Source organism: Bradyrhizobium sp. AUGA SZCCT0222, from assembly GCF_018130205.1.
Classification (GTDB): Bacteria; Pseudomonadota; Alphaproteobacteria; order Rhizobiales; family Xanthobacteraceae; genus Bradyrhizobium.
In genome coordinates this window covers 90,848-113,337 of sequence record NZ_JAFCLX010000009.1, presented here as the reverse complement: position 1 = coordinate 113,337, position 22,490 = coordinate 90,848, and the positions used below count along the sequence as shown (strand labels likewise).

18 protein-coding genes are annotated in these 22,490 nt (G+C 63.2%); 7 read left to right on the top strand and 11 right to left on the bottom strand.

Going from position 1 to position 22,490, the window contains the following annotated elements:
• Positions 1 to 791: 791 nt before the first annotated feature.
• On the bottom strand, positions 792 to 1,079 hold the full coding sequence (locus JQ629_RS10535; protein WP_192737386.1) for a hypothetical protein: 288 nt from the start codon (positions 1,077 to 1,079) through the stop codon (positions 792 to 794).
• A gap of 152 nt (positions 1,080 to 1,231) precedes the next feature.
• Between JQ629_RS10535 and JQ629_RS10530 the strand changes: the two genes are divergently transcribed.
• The 3 genes from JQ629_RS10530 to JQ629_RS10520 all read left to right on the top strand — a co-directional run bounded on the left by JQ629_RS10530 (position 1,232) and on the right by JQ629_RS10520 (position 7,170).
• Positions 1,232 to 2,629 (top strand): CoA transferase, encoded by a 1,398-nt coding sequence (locus JQ629_RS10530; protein WP_212412663.1) that lies wholly within the window; start codon positions 1,232 to 1,234, stop codon positions 2,627 to 2,629.
• A gap of 136 nt (positions 2,630 to 2,765) precedes the next feature.
• Entirely contained in the window at positions 2,766 to 4,013 is a 1,248-nt protein-coding gene (locus tag JQ629_RS10525) for an efflux RND transporter periplasmic adaptor subunit (protein ID WP_212412587.1), read from the top strand.
• A 34-nt stretch (positions 4,014 to 4,047) separates the two neighbouring features.
• Positions 4,048 to 7,170 (top strand): efflux RND transporter permease subunit, encoded by a 3,123-nt coding sequence (locus JQ629_RS10520; RefSeq protein ID WP_212412586.1) that lies wholly within the window; start codon positions 4,048 to 4,050, stop codon positions 7,168 to 7,170.
• Between the two features lie 79 nt (positions 7,171 to 7,249).
• Here the strand turns inward: JQ629_RS10520 and JQ629_RS10515 are convergent, their stop codons facing one another.
• Positions 7,250 to 8,215 (bottom strand): amidohydrolase family protein, encoded by a 966-nt coding sequence (locus JQ629_RS10515; protein ID WP_212412585.1) that lies wholly within the window; start codon positions 8,213 to 8,215, stop codon positions 7,250 to 7,252.
• Between the two features lie 460 nt (positions 8,216 to 8,675).
• Here JQ629_RS10515 and JQ629_RS10510 point away from each other — a divergent pair, with 460 nt between their 5' ends.
• On the top strand, positions 8,676 to 10,274 hold the full coding sequence (locus JQ629_RS10510; RefSeq protein WP_212412584.1) for an FAD-binding oxidoreductase: 1,599 nt from the start codon (positions 8,676 to 8,678) through the stop codon (positions 10,272 to 10,274).
• Between the two features lie 10 nt (positions 10,275 to 10,284).
• Here JQ629_RS10510 and JQ629_RS10505 read toward each other — a convergent pair whose 3' ends face one another.
• From JQ629_RS10505 to JQ629_RS10485, 5 genes are all read right to left on the bottom strand, one after another.
• Positions 10,285 to 10,629 carry a hypothetical protein gene (locus JQ629_RS10505; protein WP_212412583.1) on the bottom strand — a complete coding sequence of 115 codons (345 nt, stop codon included), beginning with the start codon at positions 10,627 to 10,629 and terminating at the stop codon, positions 10,285 to 10,287.
• Complete coding sequence (locus JQ629_RS10500) at positions 10,619 to 11,719, bottom strand: hypothetical protein (protein WP_212412582.1); 1,101 nt, start codon at positions 11,717 to 11,719, stop codon at positions 10,619 to 10,621. Before JQ629_RS10500 ends, JQ629_RS10505 begins: the two co-directional genes overlap by 11 nt.
• A complete protein-coding gene (locus tag JQ629_RS10495) occupies positions 11,712 to 12,134 on the bottom strand; it encodes a hypothetical protein (protein WP_249134952.1) in 423 nt (140 codons plus the stop codon). Before JQ629_RS10495 ends, JQ629_RS10500 begins: the two co-directional genes overlap by 8 nt.
• A gap of 34 nt (positions 12,135 to 12,168) precedes the next feature.
• Positions 12,169 to 13,140, bottom strand: a complete 972-nt coding sequence (locus JQ629_RS10490; protein ID WP_212385652.1) for an alpha/beta fold hydrolase — start codon at positions 13,138 to 13,140, stop codon at positions 12,169 to 12,171.
• A 136-nt stretch (positions 13,141 to 13,276) separates the two neighbouring features.
• Complete coding sequence (locus JQ629_RS10485) at positions 13,277 to 14,695, bottom strand: TolC family outer membrane protein (protein ID WP_212412581.1); 1,419 nt, start codon at positions 14,693 to 14,695, stop codon at positions 13,277 to 13,279.
• 237 nt (positions 14,696 to 14,932) lie between these two features.
• On the opposite strand from JQ629_RS10485, the gene JQ629_RS10480 reads away from it, so the two are divergent.
• Positions 14,933 to 16,786 carry an acetyl-CoA hydrolase/transferase C-terminal domain-containing protein gene (locus tag JQ629_RS10480; protein WP_212412580.1) on the top strand — a complete coding sequence of 618 codons (1,854 nt, stop codon included), beginning with the start codon at positions 14,933 to 14,935 and terminating at the stop codon, positions 16,784 to 16,786.
• Between the two features lie 151 nt (positions 16,787 to 16,937).
• Here JQ629_RS10480 and JQ629_RS10475 read toward each other — a convergent pair whose 3' ends face one another.
• Entirely contained in the window at positions 16,938 to 17,717 is a 780-nt protein-coding gene (locus tag JQ629_RS10475) for an enoyl-CoA hydratase (RefSeq protein ID WP_192737398.1), read from the bottom strand.
• A gap of 142 nt (positions 17,718 to 17,859) precedes the next feature.
• Positions 17,860 to 18,417, bottom strand: coding sequence for a hypothetical protein (locus tag JQ629_RS10470; protein WP_249134951.1), 558 nt, complete (start codon positions 18,415 to 18,417; stop codon positions 17,860 to 17,862).
• Between the two features lie 397 nt (positions 18,418 to 18,814).
• Between JQ629_RS10470 and JQ629_RS10465 the strand changes: the two genes are divergently transcribed.
• Together JQ629_RS10465 and JQ629_RS10460 are read left to right on the top strand one after the other, a co-directional pair.
• Positions 18,815 to 19,360 carry a sigma-70 family RNA polymerase sigma factor gene (locus JQ629_RS10465; RefSeq protein ID WP_212412579.1) on the top strand — a complete coding sequence of 182 codons (546 nt, stop codon included), beginning with the start codon at positions 18,815 to 18,817 and terminating at the stop codon, positions 19,358 to 19,360.
• A gap of 2 nt (positions 19,361 to 19,362) precedes the next feature.
• Positions 19,363 to 20,001 carry an NrsF family protein gene (locus JQ629_RS10460; RefSeq protein ID WP_212412578.1) on the top strand — a complete coding sequence of 213 codons (639 nt, stop codon included), beginning with the start codon at positions 19,363 to 19,365 and terminating at the stop codon, positions 19,999 to 20,001.
• A 48-nt stretch (positions 20,002 to 20,049) separates the two neighbouring features.
• Here JQ629_RS10460 and JQ629_RS10455 read toward each other — a convergent pair whose 3' ends face one another.
• Both JQ629_RS10455 and JQ629_RS10450 read right to left on the bottom strand, forming a co-directional pair.
• Entirely contained in the window at positions 20,050 to 21,156 is a 1,107-nt protein-coding gene (locus JQ629_RS10455; protein WP_212412577.1) for a DUF2336 domain-containing protein, read from the bottom strand.
• Positions 21,157 to 21,221: 65 nt separating this feature from the next.
• On the bottom strand, positions 21,222 to 22,364 hold the full coding sequence (locus JQ629_RS10450; RefSeq protein ID WP_212412576.1) for a GGDEF domain-containing protein: 1,143 nt from the start codon (positions 22,362 to 22,364) through the stop codon (positions 21,222 to 21,224).
• Positions 22,365 to 22,490 lie beyond the last annotated feature (126 nt).

The window sequence follows — 22,490 nt, the reverse complement described above, 5'->3', positions numbered from 1 at the left end:
CATGGATTGCTTCGCTGCGCTCGCAATGACGGTTAGGTGCGACAAATCAACTCGACGGGCAAATCAGTTCTGAGTTTCAGAAATCGTGTCAAGTGGAGAATTTCTGCAAATCAAAAATATTTCTGTTGCTGGCCGGCCCAAATCAGTGCGCATCTATCGCCATCCCGTCCTACTCAGAAGGGCGTCGGCCGTCGTCACGGACGTTGGGCGGGTTGCGATGGACGCTGGTTTACGCCTCGACGAGGGCGTGGATGAGCGTACGGCAAAACCGTGTGGTCCTGGCGCCCGTTGCTGGCGTCAAGCCGTCGGCTAAGCGTGAGCTGAACCGGCGGTGACGGAGTCAACCAAGAACTCGTCTCCGGGGAGATCACGGCATAAGCCGTAAAGCCATTGCGCAGGGAAGGCCGGGTGTTCTCCGCTGCCCTGTATGCTCGTGTGCAGCATTTTTAGTGCAAACCGCACACGGGACCGCGGGTGCAGCGCGCACCCGGTCTTCCCTGCGCCCTCTGTATTTAGGGCGGGAAGTTTCTGGCAAACCTCGGGCGCAACGCGTCGCGAGAATGCGAAGTTGTGTTTTGGATGTTGGTGCAGCAACAAACACCGCCGTCGTCCCGGCCTTGAGCCGGGACCCATAACGACAGGGAGAAGTTTTGCGAACGGTCTCTGTTACCGAGCCTTATCGAGAGATCACGCGGTATGGGTCCCCCGATGCGCAATTGCGCATCTGAGTTCGCCGGGACGACGCACGGAACGAGTGCGCAATTACGCACCAAGCCGGGACGACGGGGAGGTTACTCCGGCGCCGCACCGACCGGTGGCCCACCAGGCGGCCGGTGCAGGAAGGTGATCGTCGCATAGGCGCCGACCCAGGAGCCGACCGCGGCAAACGCCACATAGACCCAGTTCTCGGTGTAGCTGATGACCGCATACGACGAGAGCAGATACCAGATGCTGCTCCAGGTCGCCGCCGGCACGCGCTTGCGCGCCACCACGGCCGAGGTGAACATGACATAGACCGCATCGGTGGCGGCGGTTGCGAGCAGGACCGCACCGGCGGTCAGGGGTTCGACGGCGGCCATTGCAACTCCTTCGTGCAGTTAAGGCGTAGCCCGGATGGAGCGCAGCGAAATCCGGGAGGATTTCGCCAAGCGGATCGCTCTACCCGGATTGCGCTACGCTCCATCCGGGCTACGTTGCGATGCCAAGGAAAGACTAGGGAAGAGACATGCCGATGCAAAGCCCGCAAGAAATTCTCGGCGATATCTGGACCTCGGCCGGCGGCGAGGCTTCCGCGCTCGACGCCATCAAGCTGACCGGCGAAGAGCCGCAGCTGCCGTCGTCGTTTCGGGTCGCCGCCGCAGCACAAGCGAGCGTCGCCGCGACGGGGCTCGCCGCCGCCAAAATCTGGAAATTGCGCAGCGGGCAATCGCAGGACGTTACCGTCGACATGCGCCATGCCGTGGTCGAATGCCGCTCCGAGCGTTACCTGCGCGTCGACGACAAGCCGCCGCCGCCGGCCTGGGACGCGATCGCCGGCGTCTACAAAACAGGCGACGCGCGCTTCGTGCGGCTGCATACCAATTTCCCGCATCACCGCGACGCCGTCTGCAAGGTGTTGAACTGCAAGCCGGAGCGCGACGAGGTCCAGGCCGCGCTGATGCAATGGGATGGCGAGGCGTTCGAGACCGCGGCCTATGCCGCTGGCGGCGTGGTGTCGATGATGCGTTCATACGACGAATGGTCGGTAACGCCGCACGCCAGGGCGCTTGCCGGATTGCCGCTGATCACAATCGAGAAGATCGGCGACGCCGCGCCAAAACCGTGGCCGAAGGGCGATCGGCCGCTCGCCGGCCTTCGCGTGCTCGATCTGTCGCGCGTGATCGCGGGTCCCGTCGCGGGTCGCACGCTCGCTGCCCACGGCGCCGACGTGCTGTTGATCTCAGGTCCAAATCTGCCGGCGATTCCCTGGCTTACGATCGATACCGGGCGCGGCAAGCTGACGAGCTTTGTCGAACTCAAGAGCGAACAAGGCCGCGCGGTGTTCCGCGATCTGGTGGCGCAGGCCGATATTATTTCGCAGGGCTACCGGCCGCGCGCGATCGCCGGCCTCGGCTTCGCACCGGAAGAGGCGGCCCGTATTAGTCCGGGGATCGTCTATGTGACGCTGTCGGCCTATGGTCATGCCGGTCCCTGGGCGGAGCGCCGCGGTTTCGACTCGCTGGTGCAGACGTCCACGGGCTTCAACCATGCCGAAGGGCAGGCGGCCGGCGTCGACGGGCCCAAGGAACTGCCGGCGCAGATGCTGGACCACGCCACCGGTTACCTCATGGCGTTCGGCGCCATGATGGCCAAGACGCGGCAGTCGCGCGAAGGCGGCAGCTGGCACGTTCGGGTGTCGCTGGCGCAGACCGGCCGGTGGCTGTGGAATCTCGGTCGCGTCGCCGATGGCTTCAAGACCGGGGATTTGAAGGGAGAAACCGTGATGCCTTTTATCGAGGAGGGGACTTCCGGCTTTGGTGCACTGCGGTCGGTCCGGCACTCGGCGCTGTTGTCGGAAACCCCTGCGTTCTGGGCCCGCCCGGCGATGCCGCTTGGCAGCCACCTGCCGCAATGGCCGGCACGCGAGTAGGTATTTTCAGCCGGCGTTCATGCGGACCTCTCCAAAAATTAACGGCCGCGCTCGTTTTTTAGCTTGTTTGGAACTCCGATTAGGCACTATTAGCGGGTGAGGCAAATTGTCGCCATTGCTGAGTTGAACAGACCGCATGCGTAATGGATTAATTAAGCAAATTCAGCTACTTACCCGCCGGCGACCGGCGCTGGTGATAGCCTTGCTCGCGCTTGCAGGCGCGGGCGTCTATGGATTCCTGCAGTTCAGCGCGACCCAGCCCAAGCATTCCGAAGTGTCCAGTCAGTCCCGCAAGGGAGGACAGCAGCGCTACAAGCTGTCGCCGGCCGAATGGGCCAGCCTGACCATCCAGCCTGTTGCCACGCGTGGCTTCCGTGCCGAGCACGTCACCGAAGGCAAGATCGCGATCGATGAAGATCGCTCGACCCCGGTGTTCTCGCCCTATGCCGGCAGGGTCACCCGGCTTCTGGTCCGGCCCGGCGATAATGTCGTCAAGGGTCAGCCGCTGTTCGTGATCGAGGCTGCCGACAACGTTCAGGCGCAGAACGATTTCATCGGCGCCATGACCGCCATGAACAAGGCAAAGTCCGCGCTCGACCTGGCGCAACTGCAGGGCCAGCGCGCCAAGGATCTGTTCGAAGGCAAGGCCGTTCCGCTCAAGGACTATCAGCAGAGCCAGGCGACGCTGATCCAGGCGCAGAACGACATGCGCTCCTCGCAGACGGCGATGGAAGCGGCGCGCAACAAGCTGCGCATTCTCGGCCTCACCGACGAGGACATCGCGACCTTCCAGGAAAAGGGCCGCATCAATCCGGAAACCACCATCTTTGCGCCGATCGCCGGCACCGTGGTCCAGCGCAAGATCGGCCCCGGCCAGTATGTGAACTCCGGCGCCAGCGATCCGGTCTATGTCATCGGCGATCTCTCCACCGTCTGGATGGTCGCCTTCGTGCGCGAGACCGACGCCGCCAATGTTGCGGTCGGGCAGGACGTCGCGTTCAACGTGCTGGCGTTGCCGAGCCAGGCGCTGTCGGCGCGCGTCAATTACGTTTCCACCGCGATCGATCCGGCGACGCGCCGGCTCTTGGTCCGCGCCACCGTCGACAACACCAATGGCGTGCTCAAGCCGGAAATGTTCGCCAATGTGACGATCTACTCGGCCAGCGATCATCCGGCGGTCGGGGTGCCGAAGACGGCGTTGATCTACGAGGGGGATCAGGTCCGGATCTGGGTCGTGCATGACGACCACACGATTGAACTCCGCCAGATCAAGGCGGGCCTTGCCAATGGCGATCTGGTCGAGGTGGTCGGCAATCTGAAGCCCGGCGAGTTGATCGTGACAAAGGGCGCGCTGTTCATCGACCGGGCTGCGTCCGGCAGCTGATCTCCCGCTCTACTCACTGAAAGCTTCGATCTGGATGGATCGCCTCGTCGCCCTTGCCGTCAGCCGCCGCTATTTGATGGTCGGCATGTTCGTCGCGGTGATGGTCGGCGGCCTGATCGCGTTCAGGCAGCTCAACATCGAGGCCTATCCCGATCCGACCCCGCCGATGGTCGACATCGTGACGCAAAGTCCGGGCCTGTCGTCGGAGGAGATCGAGCGCTACATCACGATCCCGATCGAGACCCAGGTCGCCGGCATCAAGAACCTGCGCACCATCCGCACCATCTCGCTGTACGGCCTGTCCGACGTCAAACTGCAGTTCTCCTTCGACTACACCTATGAAGAGGCGCTGCAGCAGGTATTGAACCGGCTGTCACAGCTCGCGCCGTTGCCGGGCAACGTGCAGCCCGGCATTTCGCCGCTCAGCCCGATCGGTGAAATCTATCGCTACCGGCTGAAAGGGCCGCCGAACTACAGCGTGCTCGACCTCAAGACGCTGCAGGATTGGGTGTTGCAGCGCCGCTTCCGCGCCGTGCCCGGCGTGGTCGACGTCACCGGCTGGGGCGGCAAGACCAAGACCTATGAGCTGCAGGTCGACTTCAACAGACTGGTCGCCAACGGCCTGACACTGCCGCAGGTGCTGCAGGCCGTCAGCAACGCCAACATCAATGTCGGCGGCAACACCGTCAATATCGGCGCGCAATCCGCCGTGGTGCGCGGCGTCGGACTGATCCGCTCGATCGACGACCTCAACAACACCATGGTGTCGCAATCGGGCGGCAATCCGGTGCTGGTCAGCGACATCGCGCATGTCACCATCGGCGAGAAGCCGCGGCTCGGCATCGCCGGCCTCGATCAGGACGACGACATCGTGCAGGGCATCGTGCTGATGCGGCGCGGCGAACAGAGTGCGCCGACCATCACCCGCGTCGAGCAGCTGGTCGCGTCCATCAACAATTCCAGCATCCTGCCGCCCGGCGTGAAGATCGAGCGGATCTACGACCGCAAGGACCTGATCGACATCACCACCCACACCGTGCTGCACAACATGGTGGTCGGGATCATCCTGATCGTGCTGCTGCAATGGCTGTTCCTCGGCGACCTCCGAAGCGCCCTGATCGTCGGTGCGACGATCCCGTTCGCGCTGTTCTTCGCCGTCATCATCCTGGTGCTGCGCGGCGAATCCGCCAATCTGCTCTCGGTCGGCGCGATCGATTTCGGACTGATCGTCGACGCCACCGTGATCATGGTGGAAGCGATCTTCCGCCGGCTGTCGCAGACCACGGCGTTGTCGGAGGCCGAGCGCAGTCAGATCTCCTTCGACACCACGATGGGCATGAAGAGCCACGCCATCCTGTCCGCTTCCGCCGACGTGTCGCGCTCGATCTTCTTCGCCGCCGCCATCATCATCGCCGCCTTCCTGCCGCTGTTCACGCTGAGTGGCGTCGAAGGCAACATCTTCGGGCCGATGGCGCGGACCTATGCCTACGCGCTGGCCGGCGGCTTGCTGGCGACCTTCACCGTCACGCCGGCGCTGAGTGCCATCATCCTGCCCTCGCATATGGAGCACACCGAAACCTGGATCATGCGGCAGCTCGACCGGCTCTATCTGCCGGTGCTGCGATGGGCGGTCGCCAACCGCAGAATCGTGATGGCCGGAGCTGCGGTCCTCGTGATCACGACCATCGTGTTCGCGCGGCTGCTCGGGCTGGAATTCCTGCCCAAGCTGGAAGAGGGCAATTTGTGGATCAGAGCCACGCTGCCGCCGACCATCTCGCTGCAGGAAGGCAATACCTACGTCAACGAGATGCGCAGGCTGATCCGCAGCCGTCCCGAAGTGGAATCGGTGGTGTCGCAGCACGGCCGCCCCGACGACGGCACCGACGCCGCCGGCCTGTTCAATGCCGAATTCTTCGCGCCATTGAAGCCGGCCAGCGAGTGGCCCAACACCCATGACAAGGACGAACTGACCGCGCAATTGCTGGCGCAGTTGCAGGAAAAATTCCCCGGCGTCGAATTCAACTTCTCGCAATATCTGCAGGACAACGTCTCGGAGGCGGTCTCGGGCGTCAAGGGCGAGAACTCGATCAAGCTGTATGGCAACGATCTGCAGGCGCTGACCGACACCGCCAACAAGATCAAATCCGTCCTCGCCACCGTGCAGGGCGTGACGGACCTTGCGGTATTCACCTCGCTCGGCCAGCCCACCGTCCAGATCGATGTCGATCGCGCGCGGGCGGCGCGCTATGGCCTGTCGCCGGGCGATATCAATGCCACCATCAAGGTCGCGGTCGGAGGCGACAGCGCCGGCGACATCTATGAACCCGGCAGCGACCGGCATTTCCCGATCATCGTGCGGCTGGCGCCGGAGTACCGCAAGAGTGCCGAGGCGATCCATAATTTGCGGATCGGCGTCGCCGGGCCGGGCGGTGCGATCACGCAGATCCCGCTCAGCGAGGTCGCGTCAATCAACCTGATCTCGGGCGCCGCTTATATCTACCGCGAAGGGCAGGAGCGCTATCTGCCGATCAAGTTCTCGGTCCGCGAGCGCGATCTCGGCAGCGCGATCCAGGAAGCGCAGGACAAGGTCGCAAGCCGGGTCCAGCTGCCGCCGGGATCGCGGGTCGAGTGGGTCGGCGAATTCGGCAATCTGCAGGACGCCATCAAGCGGCTGTCGATCGTGGTGCCGATCAGCCTGGCGCTGATCGCGGTGCTGCTGTTCTTCAATTTCGGTTCGATGGTCGACACGCTATTGGCGATGAGCGTGATCCCGATGGCGATCTTCGGCGGCGTGCTCGGGCTATTGATCTCGGGAATTCCGTTCAGCGTATCGGCGGCGATCGGCTTCATCGCGCTGTTCGGCATCGCCGTGATGGACGGCATCATCATCCTGTCGCAGTACAATCAATTGATCGATGAAGGTTATGAGCGAATGCGTGCCGTGATCCGCACCGGCGAACTGCAATTGCGGCCGGTGCTGATGACCTGCGTCGTGGCCGGCGTCGGGCTGCTGCCGGCGGCGCTGTCGGCGGGGATCGGCTCACAAGTGCAAAAGCCGCTGGCGGTGGTGGTCGTCACCGGCATGATGTTGGCGCCGATCGTCATCCTGATCACGCTGCCGGTACTGATCTCGGTATTCTCGCGCCGGGCGCGTTGAGGAGAGTGAGCGGTTATGGAATTATGATCGCGACCCGCTCCGGCAAACGGAGCGGGCGGCGATCTCCGGGAAACTGATCTTAGAACCCGTACAGCCGGGCCGGATTGTCGACCAGGATCTTCTTGCGCACGGCGGCATCCGGTGTCCACACCGGAAGCTGGTTGAGCAGGCGTCCGTCGTCGATCTGGAACAGCGGCGTCACGTCGGTAACTTGTTTGCCGGCCGGCGTCACCGAGTCCGGATGCGGCCAGTCCGTGCCCCAGACGATGCGGTCGGCATTGGCTGCGATCAGCGCCTGCGCCAGCGGGGTGCAATCGGCATAGTCGGGGCCGACCTTCGAGGCGCGGTAGGCGCCGGAGATCTTCACATGGGCCTTGCCTGACTTCACCAGCTCCACCAGATCGGCAAAGCCGGGCTGGCCGACGCCGAGCGCAGCCTGCGCGCCGCCGAAATGGTCGAACACCACAGGCACCGGCGACGCCAGGACAAGGTCCTTGATCGCGGTAATCATGGGCAGGCTCGTGAACAGCTGCACATGCCAGCCGCGCGCCTTGATGCGCTCGACGGCGGCGGAGAACCGCGGCCGGCCGACGGTGGGATCATTGACGCCGCCGGTGGCGAGGTTGAGCCGGATGCCGCGGATGCCCGCCTTGCCCATGGCGTCGAGATCGGCTTCCGATGTCTTGTCGTCGATCACGGCGACGCCGCGCGCGGTCGCGCCGCGGGCGGCCATGCCGAACAGGGTGGCGGAGTTGTCGGGTCCGTAGATGCTCGGCGTCACGATCACCACGCGTTCCATCTTGATCGCCTTGTGCAAGGCGGTCATCTCTTCCGGCGAGGCCAGTTCCGGCGTGTAGACGCGGCCGGCGAAGAACGGGAATTTCGCAGGGTCCGTATGGATATGGGTGTGGCAATCGCAGGCGCCTGCAGGAATGTCGAAATTCACCGGCGTCGCCGGCTGGGCTGCCTTGGCAAGGCCGGTTCGGCTGTTCATGGTGACTGCGGCGGCGATCGAGGCAAGCATCATACTGCGTCGCGTCAGCATTGGCGTTCTCCCTGTGCGTTTCGTGTTGTTGATTGTCTGCATCTCGACGGGGCGCGTGGCCGGTCGATCTCGATAGCGTTTCCCTACTTAGTGCGCCGGGCGTTGTTCGCCGCGGCCGTGTGCGAGACTATAGAGCTGCGCGCGTTGCGGGAAGGGCGATTGCTACGTGGGATTGATATGGCCGCCAATCGCGTGGCGCACTTCTCCGGCAACGGCCGCGATCCGTCGAGGCGCAGAACCGGGCAGGGCAATGCGGCAAGCCACGCCTGATGCTTCGCCAAATTGCGGCTCGCCGTACCCTCTTCGTAGCCGGAGGCCCATTCGATGAATTGCGGCAGTTCTTCATCCGAATATCCGGGATTATCGTTCGGTAAGATCAGCACCTTATCGAACCATAAGCCCCGCCATTTGACTAATTATCCACCTGCCGGGACTATCGGACATCACCTGGAATCAATGCATGCGAAAATTTTCACAGAAGTTCAAAACCGGGGCGTCCGTCGCCGCGGTGGTCGTGGTGCTGTTTGGCGTTTACGGCTACCGCAAACTGCAGGCGCTTGCCGCCGATCCCAGCGGCGAAAAGGATTGCGGGCCGGCGGTGGGGGGTGGCGAGCAGGCCAAGATCGATCTGGAGCGGATCAAGGCGATTGCACCGCTGAAAGACGTAAAATGGTCGCAGCTCGGCGGCAGCATCAATGATGCCAGCTGTCTCAACAAGACCGAAATCTACGGCGTGGTCGAGGTGCGCAGCGTTGACGACATCACCAAAACGCTGACGTTTGCGCGCGATAACAAGCTCTCGGTCACGACCGCCGGCGTACGCCACAGCATGGGCGGGCAGGCGTTCCGCAAGGGCGGCATCGTGCTGGACATGCGTGGCTTCAACAAGATCGTGCTCAACGAGAGCCGGCGATCGATCACCGTGCAGCCGGGCGCGACCTGGCACGATATCCAGAACCTGCTGCACCCGCGCTTTGCGGTGCGCGCCATGCAGTCGACCGATATTTTCAGCGTCGGCGGTTCGATCTCGGTCAATGCCCACGGCATGGACCATCAGGCCGGCGCGCTCCGCAAATCGATCAAGTCGATGCGCGTAATGCTGGCGGACGGTACGCTGCGCACGGTGTCGGAAACCGAGAACAAGGAGTTGTTCAACCTCGTGGTCGGCGGCTACGGCCTGTTCGGCGTGATCGTCGAGGCCGAACTCGATATCGCCGACAATCTGGTCTACCAGACCGGACGCCGCATCATGGACTACAAGGAGTTTCCGGGGCTGTTCGCCAAGGAGATTGAGAAGGATGCCAATATCGGCCTGATGTACGGCCATCTCTCGACCGCGCCGAGCAGCTTCCTGCAGGAATTGCTGCTCTATACCTACACCAAGGTCGACGGATCAGATTTCAAGCGCGAACCGCTGGGCGAGGTCTCGGGCACCAAGCTGCGGCGGCTGACGATCAACCTGTCCAAGCAGGGACCGCTGTTCCAGGAGATGAAGTGGCTGTCCGAGAAGCACATCGAGCACCGGATGGAAACCTGCACCGTGACGCGGGCGCAGGCGATCGGATCGGCGGAAGCCTGTCTCGTCAACCGCAACGACCCGATGCACGATTCCGTGCCGTATTTGCGCAACGCGCTGCCCAACGACACCGACATCCTGCATGAATATTTCATCCCGCGCAGCCAGTTCGTCTCCTTTGTCGACGGCATGCGCAAGGTGCTGACCGACAACAAGACCAATTTGCTGAATGCCTCGGTGCGCATCGTGCATCAGGAAGACAACTTCCTGACCTATTCGCCGGAGCCGGCATTCTCGCTGGTGCTCTACATCAACCAGACCACGGATGATGAAGGCAACAAGCGGATGAAGAAGGCGACCGAAGAGCTGATCGATCTCACGATCGCGCACAAGGGCCGGTTTTTCCTGCCCTACCAGCTCTATTATTCGAAGGATCAGTTGCAGCGGTCCTATCCACAGATCAACGACTTCTTCGCGGCGAAGCGCAAGTATGATCCGGCGGAATTGTTCACGAATACGTTCTATCAGAAGTATGCGTCATGACACCCGCGGGTCACAGCTCCGCGATGCGCTTGGGCGGCAGACCGCTGCAGCCTCCGGCTTGCTCCGCGTCCAGCACCAACAGCGCACCTGCCGCATAGAGGCGGGCGACGAAGCCGGCATCGTCGGAGCGGGCGAAGGTGACATAGTCGTTGGCTGCAAGCACGCGTCCGTTGGCTTTGGCGATAATGGCCAGCGCCTGCGCCGGCGGGGCGATGATAGCCATCGACTTGCCCGGCGCCGATCCGAACGTCAAAGCGATCACAACCGCAAGCCAGCCGCACACCACGAGCGCGAAAGCGCCCGCGATCCGGCGTAGTGGCCGCAGCCTGCGATGATGTGGCGCTTCAGTAATCATAGAAATGCTCGATGCTCACGCCCCTGGCCTTGAGGTCGCGGTTGATATCGACGAGACGGTCGATCCTAGCCTTCAGGCCGGCCCTGCGGAAGCCGGGTTTGCCGTCAAGCTCCAGTGAAAACAGTTCCGTGGTTCCTTTGACGTCAAGCTTGGCGGCGTCGGGCGCGATCACGGTGATCAGGATTTCACGGTTGCCGGCGATCTCGGCGAGGCCGTATCCCTGATCCAGCAGGCTCTGCAGGATTTCGGTGAAATCCTTGTAGCGCGGCGTCTGCACCAGCTGCCATTGCGGCGTCAGCGCGCGGATCGGTTTTATGCGCGGCTCCTTCGCCAGTACCGCCGGCGGCAGTGTCGCGACCGCGAACATGATGTCGCGCGGCTCGTCGTCGCCACCGGCATCGAGCGCTTTCTGGATCAGCGCGGCATAACCGACCTTGAGATAGTATTCGGTGCTGAGCGAAAAATACCGTTCCCATGTTCGCAGCGGGCTATCGGTCCGCGCCGAGATCGCCGTCAAGCCATCGAGCTTCTCGCGAAACGGAAATTTGAACCAGGGGACGGTGTAGAGAAACGCGGCATAGTCCTGCATCACCTTGCGCGCGTAGAGGTCTTGCGGGGTTCGTTCCTCGCCCCGGATCCATTCGAACACGCGGCCGATGGTGTTCTCGTAAAATCCCTTGACCGCGTATTCGATCGAGTAGCTGACGCCGATCACATAGATCATGGTTTTGACTTCGGTGAGCGATTCACCGGTCGGCGGCACCGCCTGATTGATGGTGCAGAAGCTTCGCCAGAATCCGAAAATGTGTCCGAGATAGTTGAAATGGCTTTCGCTGGACCGATCGAGGAAGCGGCCGAAATCCTCGAACGAATAGACGATGTACCATTCGGGAAAGGTGAAGAAGGTATTGTTCTGCTTGCGCTGGTAACGCGGCTCATTGATCGCAGGCAGCGTCACCGACGGCGCAGGTGTCGCCGAAGCCGATGAAGAGGGGCGGCACGTGCCCTCGATATAGGCGAGCGGCCCAAGCACCGACACCGCGATCAGGATTGCGATGACGACAAGAGTGCGCCGCAGCCATTTAAGCATGAACGGCGGTCCGCGTGCGCGGCGACAGCAGATAGCCGATCAGGATTGCGACACCGCCGAGGGCGAGATGCGGCGCATTGGTGAACACCCGCGTCATCAGCGGCAAGTCGCGGATGCCGTTGATCAGGATGCCGAAGTCGAGATAGCCCGAGCCGGTGAAGAGGCCGAGCAAGCCGTCGGCAAAGTAGAATGCGCCGAACAATTGGAAGAACAGTTCCGAGGCGCGGCGAGAGGTCAACGCTGCCGCGAGTGCCCACAGCGCGGAAACCAGATGCAGCCCGTCGGCATACCAGGTGCGGCGGAACAGGCCGAAGATCATGTCGTTCTGGTCGATGAAGGCCGGGATGTATCCGGTCAGGATCACGAAGCCGAGCAGGGCGGCGTAGCCCCAGGCGCACAATCTGATGATATCCATGATCCCTCCGGCCTTCTCGAATCTGTCCGTAAGTCTAGAGCTTTCCGAGCGCCTTGAGCAGGGCGTCGTTGAACAAAGCGGGATCTTCGATTTGCGGAATGTGACCGAGTCCGGGCAGCAAGGTGAGGGTGGTTTCCGGCGGCAACAGCGTTCGCAGATCAAGCGCCTGCTCAACCGGGGTAGTGTTGTCCTTGTCTCCCCACAGGATCGCGACCGGGAGTTTCACCCGCGCATAGGCGCGGCGGTCGGCACTGATAGCGTCGCGGTCGGCGCCGAGGAAGTAATATAGCCAGTCGGCGATGTCGGGGGTGGTGTCGCGCTGCGTCGTCGGCCGCTGCAGGATCGCGACGAATTCGGGCAGCGCGCGTTCCTTTTTCTCGATCAGGGATTCGAGCAGCGTCTTCGTCGCCACCGGATTGGTGATGGTCAGTGATACCAGTATTTCGCGAATCCATTTTGGCTGAATGATCCATGGCGCCTCGGAAGGAGCTACCGTCAGTCCGAGCGCCGCATCTACCAGCACGAGGCCCCGCGCCCGGTCCGGATAGCGCATCACCAGTTCGGTCGCTGCACCGGCGCCAAAGGAATGGCCGACGATAATTGCTGGCTTGGCTTTCAGATTGACGAGAACATCGTTGATGCGTGCAGCCTGATCCTTCCTTGTATAGCTGCCCGGACGATCCGAAAACCCAAACGGCGGCAGGTCGAGGGCGATGACGCGAAAGCCGGCGGCGGCGAGCACGCCGGTCGTGTGCCGCCAGAGTTCGCTCCACGCCGCCGTGCCGTGAAACAGCACGACAGGAATTCCATCCGCCGGGCCTTTTTCCTGCACGAACACACCACCGGAGCTGGTCGGCACCAGACGGCCCGATGGCGGCGCCAGTTCGGCGCGGGTGTGGGTTTCGCGGATCGATGCCGCCATCCGGAACGCTGTTATCGCGATCACGATCAATATCAGGAGCGCCAGCAGCGTCTTGCCCGACCAGCGCAGTATGTTTGAGATCACGAGGCCTCGCAGAAATGGATCGATCAAAATCGGGTACAGTCAAATCAGATCGAATTTTAAGCTAGTGCAGATTCCCGGCGATGAAAAATCGCGGACATGATCAGCGGGCAGTTAACACCTGCGACAAAGTTGCGAATTATTGCCCCGACGGCGTGCGCAGGCCGTGCCAGGCGTCGCGCACCTGATGGTAATGCACTTCAGGCAGATAATCCGGCGTGTTGAGCCCCAGCGTCTTGACGTCGAGCCGGCCGATGGCGCTGAGCAGCGTGTAGGAGGCGATCACGCGGTCGCGTTGTGCGCCGATCAAGCGCGCCTTCGCCAGGATCAGATCCTGCTGCGAGTTCAGCACGTCGACGGTGGTGCGCTGACCGCCCGCGGCCTCGCGCTGCACGCCCTGCAAGGCGACCGTTGCAGCCCGCACTTCGGATTCGGAAGCGGACACCGCGACCTTGGCGCCTTCATTGGCAACCCAGGCGCCGACCGCTGCGGTGCGCGCCTGGTTGCGGACCTGGTCGAGCACCAGCCGGCTCTGGGCTGAGATTTCCTTGGCCTGCCGGGTCTGCGAGGCCGCCATGCCGCCATCGTAGATCGGTTGCGTCAATTGGCCGGCCACCGAAGCCTGGTCAGTCCCGAAGGTGCCGAGCGTGGGATCCGACTGCTTGCTACGGCTGACGCTGCCTTGCATCGTGATCGTCGGCAGCAGGCTGCTTTCGGCGACGCGAATGCTGGTCGAGGCAACGTCGACGTCAAAGGCGGCCGCCATCACGGCTGGATGCTCCCGGAAGGCGAGACCGATGGCGTCGTCGCGGCTGCGGGGCAGATAGCGGTCTACGGTTTCGGCGAGGTTCAACTGCGTCGGCGCGTTGCCGATCACCTGGGTATAGGTGGCCTGGCTGATGGCCAAGGCAACCTCGGCGGCGTTGAGGTCGGCGAGGCCGCGGTTGAGGCGGGCTTCAGCCTGGGCTGTGTCGGTCGGCGTCACGTCACCGGCATTGAGGCGCTTCTGGGTGATGCCGAGCGTTTCCCGCAGGAACGCGACGTTGGAACGCTGCGCTGACACCAGCGATTGATTGGCCAGCACGTTGGTGTAGACGGTGACGGCATCGAGCAGCACGCCCTGGCCGACATTGCGCAGCGCCTCGCGGCCAGACGATACCTGCAGTTCCGCGACGCGGACGCTGTTGGCGGTCTTGAAGCCGTTGAACAGCGTCTGGGTCACCGTCACCCCGATGGTCCAGGGTTTCAGGTTCGCCGACTGCACGGTGTTGTCGGGCAGGAGGTTGCGGACCGCCTGCAGGCCGGCGGTGAGGCTGGCGACGATCTGCGGCCGGTACCCCGCCAGCGCCTGCGGCACGCCTTCGTCGGTGGCACGCTGGCGCGCGCGTTCGGCGTTGAGCTGCGGATTGGTCTGATAGGCCTTGGCCAGCGCGTCCGGGAGGTTTTCGGCCTGGGCTCCTGCCGCGGCAAACGCCACGCAAATCACGACGCCAAGGCAAATGCCCGATCGAAGCACGCGCCTTGCAACGTGGCCAACTCTAGCGGCACGCCCAACCATTTGATCCCGCAACTACCTAAGGTCCATCCGCCCCCGCCGACGGCCTCGTCACATCTACCTGTTTAGGGGGCGGTGCCGCCACTGGCAAACGGTCGCGCGACATCATCACAGGAATTCGGCGCTTGGCTGTTGCAGGTTCGTCACAGACGAAGTTCGGTAACAAATGCGTTATAGCTCGAAGCAGCCGGCGTCCATTCCAGGGCGGTCGGCGTTTCATGACGCCGGGTCCGCATTTTGATGCCGAAACTGTTTTCCGACCCCGAAGCGATCGCGGAAGACATCATCCGCGATGTCGGAACCAACCTCGTCGTCGGATTGCCGCTTGGGCTCGGCAAGGCCAACCACATCATCAATGCGCTCTATGCGCGCGCCGCGACCGATCGCTCGATCAACCTGACCTTGTTTTCCGCGTTGACACTGGAAAAGCCGAAGCCGGGCAGCCTGCTTGAAAAGCGCTTCATCGGTCCTGTCATCGACCGGCTGTTCGGCGGCTATCCCGATTTGACCTACGCCGCCGCGCTGCATGCGGGCGCGCTGCCGCCCAACATCCAGGTGATTGAATTTTTCTTCCTCGCCGGAAAGTGGCTGCACGTGCCGTATCCGCAGCAGCATTACATTTCGGCAAACTACACGCATGCCGCGTCCTATCTGCTGGCGCGCGGGCTCAATGTCGTCACCCAATTGGTGGCGAAGCGCGTGGAGGGGGGCGTCGCGCGCTATAGCCTGAGCTGCAACACCGACACCACGCTCGACATTTTGCGCGCCCGCGCCGAGGGCCGGGCGTCGTTCAGGCTGGTGGGCCAGGTCAATTCCGAACTGCCGTTCATGCCCGGCGCCGGCGATCTCGCGGGCAATGAATTCAGCGCGGTGCTCGACAGCCCCGAGACGGACTTTCCGCTGTTCGCGCCGCCGGCCGAGCCGATCAGCGACACCAAATACGCCATCGGCCTGCATGCCGCGGGTCTCGTGCCCGATGGCGGCACGCTACAGATCGGCATCGGGCAGGTCGGCGACGCGCTGGCGCAGGGCCTGATCGTTCGTCACCGCGACAATGCACAATTCCAGGCGGTCATGAAGCGGCTCGCGCCGGACCAAGCGGTGCCGCAGGCCGGACCGTTCGAGAAGGGGCTGTACGGCGTCAGCGAAATGCTGTTCGAGGCGTTTCTCGGCCTGATCGACGCCGGCATCCTCAAGCGCGAAGTCGATGGCGTGACGCTGCACGGCGCGTTTTTCCTGGGTCCGAAAGCGTTTTATCGCACGCTGCGCGAAATGCCGGCGGAACAGATCGCGCGCATCCAGATGATGCCGGTGTCGTTCACCAACCAGCTTTATGGCGACGAGGATGCAAAACGCCGCGCGCGCGTCGACGCCCGTTTCGTCAACAATGCGATGATGGCGACCTTGATGGGCGCTGCGATCTCCGACGGCCTCGAAAACGGTCAGGTCGTGAGCGGCGTCGGTGGCCAGTATAATTTCGTGGCACAGGCATTCGCGCTGCAGGGTGCGCGATCCGTCCTGGCTTTGGAGTCGACCCGGCAGGCCGGAGCGAAGGCGCAATCCAACATCCTTTGGAACTACGGCCATCAGACCATTCCGCGGCATCTGCGCGACGTCTTCGTCACCGAATATGGCGTCGCCGATGTCAGGGGAAAATCCGACGCCGAAACCATCGCGGCGATGCTTTCGATAACCGACTCGCGCTTCCAGGGCGAACTCGCAAAGGTCGCCAAGGATGCCGGCAAGCTGCCGAAGGATTTTGAAATTCCGCGCGCGCATCGCCGGAATTTTCCGGAAGCGATCGCGGCAGCGCTAAAGCCCGCGCGCGAGGCGGGCCTGCTGCCGTCGTTCCCGTTCGGCAGCGATTTCACCGAGACCGAACAGCGGCTGATCCCGGCCTTGCAATTGCTGCGAGATGCCCAGCGCAGGCCGCTTCGGTTGCCGGGGCTGTTGTGGCAGGGAATGACGCAGCCGCCCGACATCGCGCGTCTCGAATGCCTGGCTCGGCTAGGCCTCGACCGCCCGACGACATTTGTCGAGCGGGCCTATCGCGCGCTGGTGAATGCGGCGCTGGCAAGGAGCCACGGTGACTAATCTCAGCGTCGTCCCGGCGAACGCCGGGACCCATACGCCGCGGCCAGCTTTGCTGGAAAAGGAAGATAACGACTAGCGCGCAAAACAACAGCCGCCGGTGGTTATGGGTCCCGGCTCAAGGCCGGGACGACATAGGAGAGACCTCGCGCTCTTACCGGTTCTTGTTCACCGGCTTGCGCTTCTCGATGAATGCCGCCATGCCCTCGGAGCGGTCTTCCAGCGCAAACGTCGAGTGGAACAGATTGCGCTCGACATTCATGCCTTCCGACAGCGGCGTCTCGAACGCCCGGTTGATGGCTTCCTTGGCCATCGCGGCGGCCGGGCGCGACATCGAGGCGATCTTTTCCGCCGCGGCCAGTGCTTCGTCCATCAGGCTGGAAGCCGGCACGACGCGGCTGACCAGGCCCGAACGCTCGGCTTCCGCGGCGTCCATCATCCGTCCCGTGAGACAGAGATCCATCGCTTTGGATTTGCCGATCGCGCGCGTCAGCCGCTGGGTCCCGCCGATGCCGGGGATGGTGCCGAGCGTGATTTCCGGCTGGCCGAATTTGGCGGTGTCGGAGGCAATGATGATGTCGCACATCATCGCAAGTTCGCAGCCGCCGCCGAGCGCATAGCCGCTGACGGCGGCGATCGTCGGCTTGCGGCAGGTGGCGATGCGGTCGCCACCGATGGCGGCGAAATCGCTGGAGAACATGTCGATGAAGGTTTTTGGTTGCATCTCCTTGATGTCGGCGCCGGCCGCAAAGGCCTTTTCGCTGCCGGTGACCAGGATGCATCCGATCGCGTCGTCGGCTTCGAGGTCATCGACGGCGGCGGCGATCTCGCGAAACACGCCGAACGACAGCGCGTTGAGCATTTTCGGGCGGTTCAGCGTGATAATGCCAACCGCGCCTTTGCTTTCGACAATGATGTGTTCGAACGTAGCCATGGTTCACCCCGGTGCCTGATTTGGCGGGCAATGTGCCCGCTGGCGGCCAGGGCTTCAAGTAGGCTGGGCTTCAAGTAGGCTGGGCTTCAAGTGGGCTGAAGAGGCGGCCCGGACGCATTTCGGCGCGTCCGGTGCCCGATACCTACGCCATGAACATGCGCGCCGCCGAGGCCATCGTCAGCAACGCGCCAAAGGCGATGAAGATTTTTCCGATCAACGAGGTCTGATCCCAGGTCGAACTGTCATGGCTGGAAGCCAGAATCGGCGCCGCGGGGGCGGGTTTTGCCGCGGCCATCGCGACGGTCTGCGTGGCCGGGTTCTGCTGCAGGGCCCGATCGACATCGTTGAGCTGATCAGATGAGACCACGGCATCGGTGGTGGACTGCGCTTCCCCCGGCTTGTCGGCTGACGCCAGCAGGATATTGGCCTTTACCGTCATCGCCTGGGCGCTGCCAGGGGCGGCATCGGCGGATGCCAGTTGCGCATTGGCGTTGGCGACTGACGCCGGGATCGCGAGCGCGCCGCCGGCCGAGGCGTCGGCGACCTCAACCGCTTTCCTGGTCTCGGCAGGTTTCGACGCGACTTTGCCCGATCGACGCGTGTAGCGCTTCCAGTGGCGCGTGCTCTGGCGGACGGACTTTCCCGACGTCGCGCTTTCCGATTTCGACGTGGCGGCCGCGCGATCAGAACCGGCTGCCATTCCTGGCGATGGCCCCGCGAAACATACGAAGAGCCCCGTTGCTAATATCAATGCCGAGCGCCCGCTGGCTTTGACAATCATGTGGCAATCTCCCCATTTGCCCGCCCCCGAACCGAAATGAGACCCCGCCCCGTGTCCACAGCGGGGCAAAAAAAGGGAATCTTTGGGCAAGACCGGGCAAAAGCAGGGCAGCTGCGTTGCATCAGCCGAATAGGCTCGTCGTATTCTTCGGTACGCAGTTGATCTGGTATGAGCCAGCCGGCAAGGAACCTGCCGTCCCGATTCCCGGACGAGCTGCGCGATGAGAAACATCGGGGGGCTTGATCACGACTTTGTGATCAGAGCGCCCTGACGTAACAAATTGAAAAAGCGACCGAATTGCAAGGTGGGAGCGCGCGTGCGCGAACGTGAGGACGAATGGACCGGCCTGATGCGGTCGGCCATTTCAGGCGACAGTACGGCGTATCATCGCCTGCTCAAGGCCGTCACGCCGGTGCTCCGGGCCGCGGCGCGCCGCGGGCTCACGCGTGCAGGGCAACCGGTCGATCAGTCCGAGGACATCGTGCAGGACATTTTGCTGGCGGTGCATTTGAAGCGGCACACCTGGGACGTCAGCGCCCCGTTTGCCCCATGGCTGTTTGCGATCGCCCGGAACAAGCTGATCGATGCGCTGCGGCGCCGGGGCCGGCGGGTGTTCGTCAACATCGACGATTTCGCCGAGGTGCTCCCGGGCGAGGCCCCGGTTGAGACGGCGTCGGCGGGCGAGGTCGCCGCTCAGTTGCAGTCGCTGCCGGCGCGCCAGCGCGACGTCCTGCAGTCGATCGCCGTCGAGAGTGCTTCGATCAAGGATACCGCGGCCAAACTGGCGATGAGCGAGGGCGCGGTGCGGGTCGCGCTGCATCGGGGCTTGACCAGCCTGACGGCGAAGTTACCGGAACAATGAGAATGGATACCGATCAGCTCATCAAAACCCTGGCTGCCGACAACGCGCACCGCGCGCGGCCGGTCGGCTTTGCGCTGATGCTGGCGCTGATGGCGGCGGCTCCCGTCTCGCTTTTGATGTTCTTCACCGAGCTTGGCATCCGGCCCGACGTGATGACCGCGATGCGCAATCCGTTCTTCGACCTGAAATTCGCTGTGACGCTGGCACTGGCGATCGCGGCCATTGCCGTCAGCCTGCATCTGTCGCGGCCGGAAGCGTCACTGCGTGGCTTCGGCTGGGTGCTGTTGATCCCGGCCGGGCTTCTGACCGCAGGCATTGGCGGCGAGATGATGATGCCGCAGCGGCTGCCAATGATGACGCGGCTGATGGGCAACAATTCGCGGATGTGCATGACGGCGATCCCGCTGCTGTCATTGCCGATCCTGGCAGGCGCGCTGATCGGCCTGCGTCACGGCGCGCCGGCGCGGCCCGCTCTGGCCGGCGCCATCGCCGGAATGTTGTCGGCGGGGTTGGCGGCGACGCTCTACGCGTCGCATTGCACCGATGATTCACCGCTGTTCGTGGCGACCTGGTACACGCTCTCGACCGCGTTGGTCACGGCGATCGGCGCGCTCGCCGGATCGAAACTGCTCAGGTTCTGATTATTTTGTCGTCCCGGCCTCGAGCCGGGACGACGCGAACCTTGTGGCTCACTTCGCGGGCGCGTTTTGCTGCATGCGATGGAAGCGCAGCACCTGCTGGGCGGTCGATGGCCGCAGCCGCTCATAGGTATCCTTGCACGCCGATATGTCGGTCGGCTCCCCGCCCGTCAACTCGTCGCGCATGTCGATGATCGCCCGGACAGTAGACCATGACAGGCCCGCCACTTTCGCCAGGATCATCACGCCTTCGGCGCGGCTTTCGATCATCATGTTCTCGGCGATTGCCACCGGCACATTGGCCAGCGCTGCGATGGAGGCGTTGGCTTCGTCGAATTTGCCGGCCTGGGCAAATGACGCCACCTGGAATTCGTCGAGCCGGCCGTCCTGGTGAAGCGATTTGACCAGCGCGTGGGCAATCTCGGTGTTCCTGGTGATCGCCGACGGTGCGGAGCGCGCGCGCCGCGTCGCCTCCTTGACCGCGTTCGGCACCTGCGCCGCCAGCTGCGGGTTGGCCGCCTCCAGCCGCTGCCGGACCGCGTCGGACGCCTTGGCCAGCAGCTTCAAATACAGATGTCGCGGAATCGTCGGACGCAGGCCGGTGCAGGTCGCGAGGTTGTCGTCTCCCTCGGCGCGGTTGACCAGCCGCGTGAAGCCGCGCTCGGTGAATTCGGCGCCCGGATTGTTGACGGTGCTCTGGATCACCTCATCGTTGCCGCGCTGGACCAGCACGTCGGTGACCGCGCCGCTCAACACTTTTCGCGTCGAGATCGCCATCAAATGGGCCTGGCTCTTGCTGCGCGCATTCTCGATCAGGGTCTTGTCGTCGAGCCGTGCCGATTGCGACAGCACGGGCCCGGCGACCTCGATCACGTCGTCGAATGCCAGTGCCCGGATCGTCAGCGGCGGTGCGGTGTCGATCGGCGCGAGACGGTTGGCCAGCAATGTCTTGGCTGACGTTTCGATGTGGACGATCAGGCATTGGAAGACATCATCGAACAGGCCGACCTGTTCATCCGAATAATCCACCGCGCCGTTGATGAAGAGGTCGGTCACCCGGCGCAAGGTCTCGACCCGGCGGGCGACCGTCCCGTGCGCGAGCGTGGTCTGCAGTTCGTCGAGCAGGTTCATGGGGGCGATAGCGGACTTCGAACTCATGTGACTCTATCCTGGAGCAAAAGCCGACGACGGATTCTCGTCGCCGGAACACTGAAATGGTCGGTTCAGGCGCTGGCGATGCGGTTGCGTCCCTGTGCCTTGGCTGCGTAAAGCGCGCTGTCGGCGCGGGCGAGGAATATGTCCGGGGTTTCCTCCGGCTTCAGCGTCGCGACGCCTCCGGAAATGGTCACGCTCATGTCGGGCGAGAATGCGCTCCAGTCGAGCTCTGCAATGATCCCGCGCAGCCGGTCGAGCGCACGCACGGCGTGGTCCGTGCTCATGCCGGGCAGCACCAGCAGGAATTCCTCGCCGCCGTAGCGGCCGAAGCGGTCGATGCCGCGGATGTTGGCGAACATGGTGATGGCGAAAGTCCGCAGCACCTCGTCGCCGGTCGGATGACCAAAGGCGTCGTTGATGCGCTTGAACCAGTCGAGATCGATCAATGCAATCGAGCAGGGCGCGTCATTGCGGCCGGCGCGGACGATCTCTTCATCCAGCATCCGCATGATGCAGCGGCGGTTATACGATCCCGTGAGTTCGTCGAGTTCGGCAAGCTCCTCGATCCGCTTGTAGGCTTCCTTGAGTTTCTGCCCGCTCTGATAGAGCGATTGCTTCAGCGAGCTGGAGAAGATGCCTAAGAACATGCAGCGTCCGATGGTCAGGACGAACACCAAAAGGGTGGCAAAGCGCTCGAGGTGGCTGCCATGCGGCAGCGAGATCGGTCTGTCGGTCAACAGGAACAGCCCGGCCAGGCCGATCGTCATCGCCGTCCAGATCATCATGGTCTGCGCAGGGATCGAGCGCAGCGAACTGAAGCTGAACACGATGAACAGGGTGCAGAGGAACATCCCGCCGACTTCCGGCGCGATATAGGTGAACGCCAGCGCAATCAGCATGCAGATGGTCGCCTGCGGGGCGACCAGATAATGATCCCTGAAGCGCTCGTTGAACCCGAACTCGGAAAGGATGAGGCTGAAAATCACCAGCGTCAGGCCGGAAGCCGCATAGGCCGGGGCGATCATGGGCGGTATCGAGCCGGCCTGCGCATAAAGCAGCAGGACCCCGGCGTCGATGATGTAGCTGACCCCGATCAGGATCAGGATCTGGCGGCGCTGCTTGGCGCGCCGGGCAAGCGCCTTCGCCGCCGGCTGAGGACCGACGCCGTCCAGATCGGCCGGATTCACGAATGAGGAGGCCGCGGTGCCCATGGACTCGCCGTTGGTGGAACTCGGCAAAAATCTAAGTGGGAAAGCCTTTAGGTTTGGTATCTTTTGGAACCGAATCTGGTCCGTTAAAACACTGCCAGTATCCTGTTTCGCAACGGAAATTCGGCC

What these genes read in the sequence shown, in the direction of transcription:
- JQ629_RS10495 (WP_249134952.1), bottom strand. Translation starts at nt 12,134, where the DNA reads ATGGATATCATCAGATTGTGCGCCTGGGGCTACGCCGCCCTGCTCGGC.
- JQ629_RS10485 (WP_212412581.1), bottom strand. Translation starts at nt 14,695, where the DNA reads ATGGTTGGGCGTGCCGCTAGAGTTGGCCACGTTGCAAGGCGCGTGCTT.
- JQ629_RS10500 (WP_212412582.1), bottom strand. Translation starts at nt 11,719, where the DNA reads ATGCTTAAATGGCTGCGGCGCACTCTTGTCGTCATCGCAATCCTGATC.
- JQ629_RS10480 (WP_212412580.1), top strand. Translation starts at nt 14,933, where the DNA reads ATGCCGAAACTGTTTTCCGACCCCGAAGCGATCGCGGAAGACATCATC.
- JQ629_RS10475 (WP_192737398.1), bottom strand. Translation starts at nt 17,717, where the DNA reads ATGGCTACGTTCGAACACATCATTGTCGAAAGCAAAGGCGCGGTTGGC.
- JQ629_RS10510 (WP_212412584.1), top strand. Translation starts at nt 8,676, where the DNA reads ATGCGAAAATTTTCACAGAAGTTCAAAACCGGGGCGTCCGTCGCCGCG.
- JQ629_RS10530 (WP_212412663.1), top strand. Translation starts at nt 1,232, where the DNA reads ATGCAAAGCCCGCAAGAAATTCTCGGCGATATCTGGACCTCGGCCGGC.
- JQ629_RS10515 (WP_212412585.1), bottom strand. Translation starts at nt 8,215, where the DNA reads ATGCTGACGCGACGCAGTATGATGCTTGCCTCGATCGCCGCCGCAGTC.
- JQ629_RS10525 (WP_212412587.1), top strand. Translation starts at nt 2,766, where the DNA reads ATGCGTAATGGATTAATTAAGCAAATTCAGCTACTTACCCGCCGGCGA.
- JQ629_RS10450 (WP_212412576.1), bottom strand. Translation starts at nt 22,364, where the DNA reads ATGGGCACCGCGGCCTCCTCATTCGTGAATCCGGCCGATCTGGACGGC.
- JQ629_RS10505 (WP_212412583.1), bottom strand. Translation starts at nt 10,629, where the DNA reads ATGATTACTGAAGCGCCACATCATCGCAGGCTGCGGCCACTACGCCGG.
- JQ629_RS10470 (WP_249134951.1), bottom strand. Translation starts at nt 18,417, where the DNA reads ATGGCAGCCGGTTCTGATCGCGCGGCCGCCACGTCGAAATCGGAAAGC.
- JQ629_RS10535 (WP_192737386.1), bottom strand. Translation starts at nt 1,079, where the DNA reads ATGGCCGCCGTCGAACCCCTGACCGCCGGTGCGGTCCTGCTCGCAACC.
- JQ629_RS10460 (WP_212412578.1), top strand. Translation starts at nt 19,363, where the DNA reads ATGGATACCGATCAGCTCATCAAAACCCTGGCTGCCGACAACGCGCAC.
- JQ629_RS10455 (WP_212412577.1), bottom strand. Translation starts at nt 21,156, where the DNA reads ATGAGTTCGAAGTCCGCTATCGCCCCCATGAACCTGCTCGACGAACTG.
- JQ629_RS10520 (WP_212412586.1), top strand. Translation starts at nt 4,048, where the DNA reads ATGGATCGCCTCGTCGCCCTTGCCGTCAGCCGCCGCTATTTGATGGTC.